At 56.8% G+C, this 4,837-nt stretch carries 4 protein-coding genes; 1 reads left to right on the forward strand and 3 read right to left on the reverse strand.

The window, feature by feature from the left end:
• Nucleotides 1-105 precede the first annotated feature (105 nt).
• The 3 genes from QZ377_RS05115 to QZ377_RS05125 form a co-directional block, all read right to left on the reverse strand.
• Nucleotides 106-849 (reverse strand): basic amino acid ABC transporter substrate-binding protein, encoded by a 744-nt coding sequence (locus tag QZ377_RS05115; RefSeq protein ID WP_291440128.1) that lies wholly within the window; start codon nt 847-849, stop codon nt 106-108.
• Nucleotides 850-904: 55 nt separating this feature from the next.
• Complete coding sequence (locus QZ377_RS05120; protein WP_291440129.1) at nt 905-1,648, reverse strand: basic amino acid ABC transporter substrate-binding protein; 744 nt, start codon at nt 1,646-1,648, stop codon at nt 905-907.
• A gap of 230 nt (nt 1,649-1,878) precedes the next feature.
• The gene (locus tag QZ377_RS05125) at nt 1,879-2,601 is read right to left on the reverse strand and encodes an NYN domain-containing protein (protein WP_291440130.1); all 723 of its coding nucleotides are present in this window, start codon (nt 2,599-2,601) and stop codon (nt 1,879-1,881) included.
• Between the two features lie 155 nt (nt 2,602-2,756).
• Between QZ377_RS05125 and QZ377_RS05130 the strand changes: the two genes are divergently transcribed.
• Nucleotides 2,757-4,136 (forward strand): O-antigen ligase family protein, encoded by a 1,380-nt coding sequence (locus QZ377_RS05130; protein ID WP_291440131.1) that lies wholly within the window; start codon nt 2,757-2,759, stop codon nt 4,134-4,136.
• Nucleotides 4,137-4,837 lie beyond the last annotated feature (701 nt).

Here is a 4,837-nt window from a genome sequence, read left to right on the forward strand (position 1 = left end):
GCTTCCGTCTTTTTTATCGTGCATCACAATCCTTCAGATCAATACGGCTGCGGAGTCCGGGCCATGCGGCCCGGACTCCCATGAAACCATGATGGCTGGTCCGGTTTAGTCGGCCTTGCCCATCCACTTCTCAAGCAGTTGGGCCTCTACGCCAGAAGCCTTGACGGCCTTGATACCCTTGTTGAGCTTTTCCACCAGGTCCTTGCGGCCCTTGCGCACGGTAAAGCCGTAGTATTCTTTTTCGGCGGTCTTGAACGAAAGGTTCAGCTTGCCCGCAGTGTCGGCCTTTTTGTTGGCGTAATACATGGCCACGGGTTCGTCGCAGATCACGGCGTCAATGCGGCCGCCGAGCATGTCCTGGATAGCCAGGCCCACGTCGTCATATTCCTTGAGATCCACAGGCACACCGGACTTACGGATAACAAAAACGCCGGTGGTGCCGATCTGGCCGCCCACTTTTTTGCCCTTGAGGTCGTCAAGGCTCTTTATGCTCTTCCCCGCGGGCAGTACCACAGCCTGGGCTACTTCATAGTAGGGGTCGGAAAAATCAAACTGCTTCTGGCGCTCGGGCGTGATGGTCGTGGCGGCAGCCACAATATCGTACTGGCCGGTGGCTACGCCGCCGAAAATGCCATCCCACGCGATGTTGCGCACGTCCACTTCAAAACCGGCGGCCTTGCCCACTTCAGTAATGAAGTCCACGTCAAAGCCGACGGGCTGCTTGTTTTCATCAAGAAGCTCCATAGGCGGCCAGGTGCAGTCGGTAGCCACAACATATTTTTCAGCGGCCAAAGCCTGACCACAAAACAGGGTCAGAACCAGCAGGGCGAAAGCAAAACGACGTATCATGAAACCTCCTTCATGCGACGGACTCCGCCGGAAATACCGGCGCGTCCCCTGTGGGCTAGTTGGATTTGCCCATCCACTTTTCAATTATTCTGGCTTCCTCACCGGATGCCTTCACTTCTCTGATGCCTTTATTGAGCTTGTCCAAAAGGTCTTTGCGGCCCTTACGCACGGTAAAACAGTAGTATTCCTTTTCGTCGGTCTTGTACGAAACATTCAGCTTACCCGCGGTGTCGGCCTTTTTGTTGACATAGTACATGGCCACCGGGTCGTCGCAGACCACCGCGTCAATGCGGCCATTGACCAGATCCTGAATAGCCAGACCCACGTCGTCATATTCCTTGATGTCCGCGCCGACATTGGCCTTGCGGGTCACAAAAATGCCGGTGGTGCCTATCTGGCCGCCCACCTTTTTGCCCTTGAGGTCGGCCAGGCTCTTGACGCTCTGCCCTTCGGGCAGCACCACGGCCTGCACAACTTCATAGTAAGGCTCGGTGAAGTCAAACTGTTTCTGGCGTTCGGGCGTAATGGTGACGGAAGAAGCCACGACATCATACTGCCCGGTGGCTACGCCACCAAAAATGCCGTCCCAGGCCACGTTGCGGATGTCCATATCAAGGCCTGCGGCCTTGCCCACGGCCCGCAGGTAGTCGCTGGAGTACCCTTCGGGCTTTTTGCTGGCATCAAGCATTTCCATGGGCGGCCAGGTACAGTCGCTGGCGACCACAATTTTTTCAGCCGCCATAGCGGAACTGCACATAAGAACAAAACCAACGAAGGCGAGTGTCATTCGGCGAAGCATGGGACCTCCTTAAATGGTTTCCGTCAAAGCCCGCCGCCCACAGCGCCAGTGGAAAAGCCTGCCCCGCGATATTTTCCGCAGCGGAAGACCACGGCTGAACTTTTCGCCGGAATGCGCAGTACCCCTGAATGGGGCGGGCAACCAAAAGAAAGCGTGATCATCTTTAGCTTCGGGCGCGCCCCGCGTCAAGCGCCAACGCCGCCGGAACACGCCCATTGCCGCAACATCTTTTACCAGGCGTTGCCGGGCGAGGGCTCTTCGCCACTATCGGCATCATCTGCGGAAAAAGCATCGCCGCGATCGGCGCAGCCGTTATGGCTTTCTGGCGCACGGGCAGCCGCCTGTACGAGCGTGGCATGGGGAACAGACTTGCCTGAAACATCACCGGTATCTCCATCCAGATCATCACGGTCATCGCGCAGGGCCTGCTGTAAAAACCAGTCCTCACGGATACGCCACGAAGCCGCAGCCGTGTAAGCCGGAGAAGAATATCCCACTGAAAGCACAAGAGTGCGCCGGGCGTGTTCCTGAAGACGGATGAGCAGGGGGGTAAAATCGGCATCGCCGGAAAGTATGATAAACTCGTCAAACTTGGTGGAGTGCGAAAGATCATCCATGCAGTCCATGACCAGATGAATATCGGTACTGGTTTTGCCCCGGGAAGTCAGGGGCGGGCAGTCCACCACCTGAAAGGCGCTGCGGATGAAGGAGTTGCGAAATTCCTGATATCGCTGCGGATTGAGATAACACATGCGCTTCAGGATGCGGCGGCGCACACCCTCGCCGTAAAGAATACGCAAGGCATGATTTTCTATCCAGCGCACCCAGCGGTACGGCGCGGCGCCGAAGGCACGGGCCGCTTCCGGGTCAATTTCAAGAAAACGGGTAAAAATGTTGTCAAAATCAACATAAAGAGCACTGTAAACTTCATCAAATCCTGTAAATCGTGCCATATTATCCTCATGGTAAGATAACGAACTATCTCAGTATATTTTGCATGCCCACGCATGGCAAGGTTTTTACCGCACTTGAACAAAGAGGGCGTGCGGGATATAAAGCTTCTTAATATCAAGCAGATATTTTTCTGTAACATCGCTCGGGAGGGACTGTGCGAAACCTGCTGGAATATGGCAAAAGCCAGATAACCGCTCTGCATGCCGCCATAGCGGATTTTCGGCAGATGCCGCCCGCCGAGCGCTGGTTCTCCTGCCTTTTCTGGTCGTTCTGGGTCTCACTGGTCACATTTCCCTCGGGCTATGCCGTTCGCGACATCATGCCGGTGGTCTGCCTGATCTTTCTCGTTCTGTATTACCGCTGTAACTGGCGGAACAGCGTATTGCGCAGGCTGGGGGCGTGGCCGCTCTTCGCCTGCCTTGGACTCATGGTTTTTATAGGTGTAGCCTTTTCGCAAAACCCCGGCGCATCCCTGCTGCACGCCGGGTCAGCCTTCAACAAGGGGTTCATTCTACCGTTCATCGCCATGGAGTGCGTCCGTGGAGAAAAAGATCTGCGCCGTCTGGTGTGGGCCAGTGTGCTGGCCGTTTTCTGGCAGGGGCTGGACGGTGTATGGCAGGCGCAGACAGGCAGGGATTTTCTTATGGGCTACCCGCTCCACAGCGGGCGTCTGACAGGTAGTTTTGACGATTACGAGGTAGGCAACTACATTGCCCTCGCCCTCATACCGGCATTCGGCCTTTGGTTCATCCTGCGTCAGTTTTTTTCACGGCTGCCTGCACTGCTGTTGAACACAGCCGTTCTCTGGCCGGCTTTTTTCCTGCTGGCCGGTGCGGGCAGCCGCAGTGGCGCACTGGCCATCGCCGCCGCCATGGGCCTGTGGCTGCTCCTGACGGGCAGACACTCCGTCCGTTGGAAAGGCCCGCTTCTCGCCGCAGCCGCCCTGCTTTTGATTCTTGTGGCGCAAGGCCGCGCCCGCCTGGACGCCGTGGTGGAAGACGGCCGCTGGAGCCTGTGGAAGCTCGGCTGGCGCGTCTTTTTGGAACACCCCTGGTTCGGGGCCGGAGCCGGGCAATATAATGCCGCGTTTCGCAGCCTGGGACTCAGCCCGGAAAAAGACGCCATCACCATCAGCCACCCGCACAATATCTATCTGGACATGTTGTACGCGCACGGACTTGTGGGTTTTGCCCTGGGCATGATTTTTCTGCTGGGTTTCTCCTGGTGGGGCTACACGCGCATCAGGCCACGCTTGCAAGCCGAACGCGCTCGCGGGAAAAAAAGCATTTACTGGCACATGACGGCCTGCTTCTGGATGGGCTTTGTAGCCTGGCTTTTTAACGGCATTTTCGGCCACGACTTTTACAGGGTCTGGTGGCTGGCTCTGGCCATGTGTCATCTGGGCGTCATGATCGGCGCGGTCGTCAACGGACCGGCATGCCGGAAAGAGACTGATGATGCGGAACCCACAGGCGTACCTGACGATCCTTCCGCAGTGGCGGAAATGGCGGGAACAAAAACAGACGGCGCGTGACGCGCGCTCACCGGCAACCGGCTGACGGGAGAAAAACGCGCAGGCGGGATATTTTTCGGGCCGGAACCGGTATGTAAAGCCTTCAGCCCCTGCATGCCCGCCGGAAGCAGCCCTGCCAGAGAGGCCACGCCCAGTGCGAACAACCTGCACGCCAGCACAATATCCACGGCCTGCGGGGCCGCAGCGGCATATTGGCAAAGAACTTGAGAAAAACAAAATATTCAGTATCCGTTGTGAAACAGTACACTCTTTCATGAGCGCACGTAACCCCTAAAAATGCGGTTTTTCGCATCACCCGCATCACGTCACACCGCACTCGACGCCGCGCACAGACCGTGTGCGGTCATCTGGATGCAGCAGTTTCAGGGGCAGCCCTCAAACGCTGCCGTGAAAACCTGCTGCCAATGGAAAGTGCACTCAAAAACAACAAAAAACTCGCTTCGACGTTTGCCCTCACGGCGACACAGCGTTTCCGCCTCTATCCGTAAAGCCTCCGGCAACGGCTGAAGCCAGCTTACGCCGGGGCGGCAGCGCCAGCCTGCGTAGCCGCTGAAGCAGCCCTAAAGCAACCACTGCTCCCAGTAAAGAGTCCTGTGCCAAGGCAGAAAAAAGCTTTTTACGAAAAGCATGCTCTTACTACACATGGTTGGAATAAAAGCTTTTTACCACAACCGACGGAACAAAAGCAGGCAGGCGAGATG

This window comes from Desulfovibrio sp., assembly GCF_019424165.1.
Taxonomy (GTDB): domain Bacteria; phylum Desulfobacterota; class Desulfovibrionia; order Desulfovibrionales; family Desulfovibrionaceae; genus Desulfovibrio.

Bases quoted from the DNA above. Each gene is read 5' to 3' on its own strand.
- QZ377_RS05115 (WP_291440128.1), bottom strand. From the start codon at position 849: ATGATACGTCGTTTTGCTTTCGCCCTGCTGGTTCTGACCCTGTTTTGT.
- QZ377_RS05120 (WP_291440129.1), bottom strand. From the start codon at position 1,648: ATGCTTCGCCGAATGACACTCGCCTTCGTTGGTTTTGTTCTTATGTGC.
- QZ377_RS05125 (WP_291440130.1), bottom strand. From the start codon at position 2,601: ATGGCACGATTTACAGGATTTGATGAAGTTTACAGTGCTCTTTATGTT.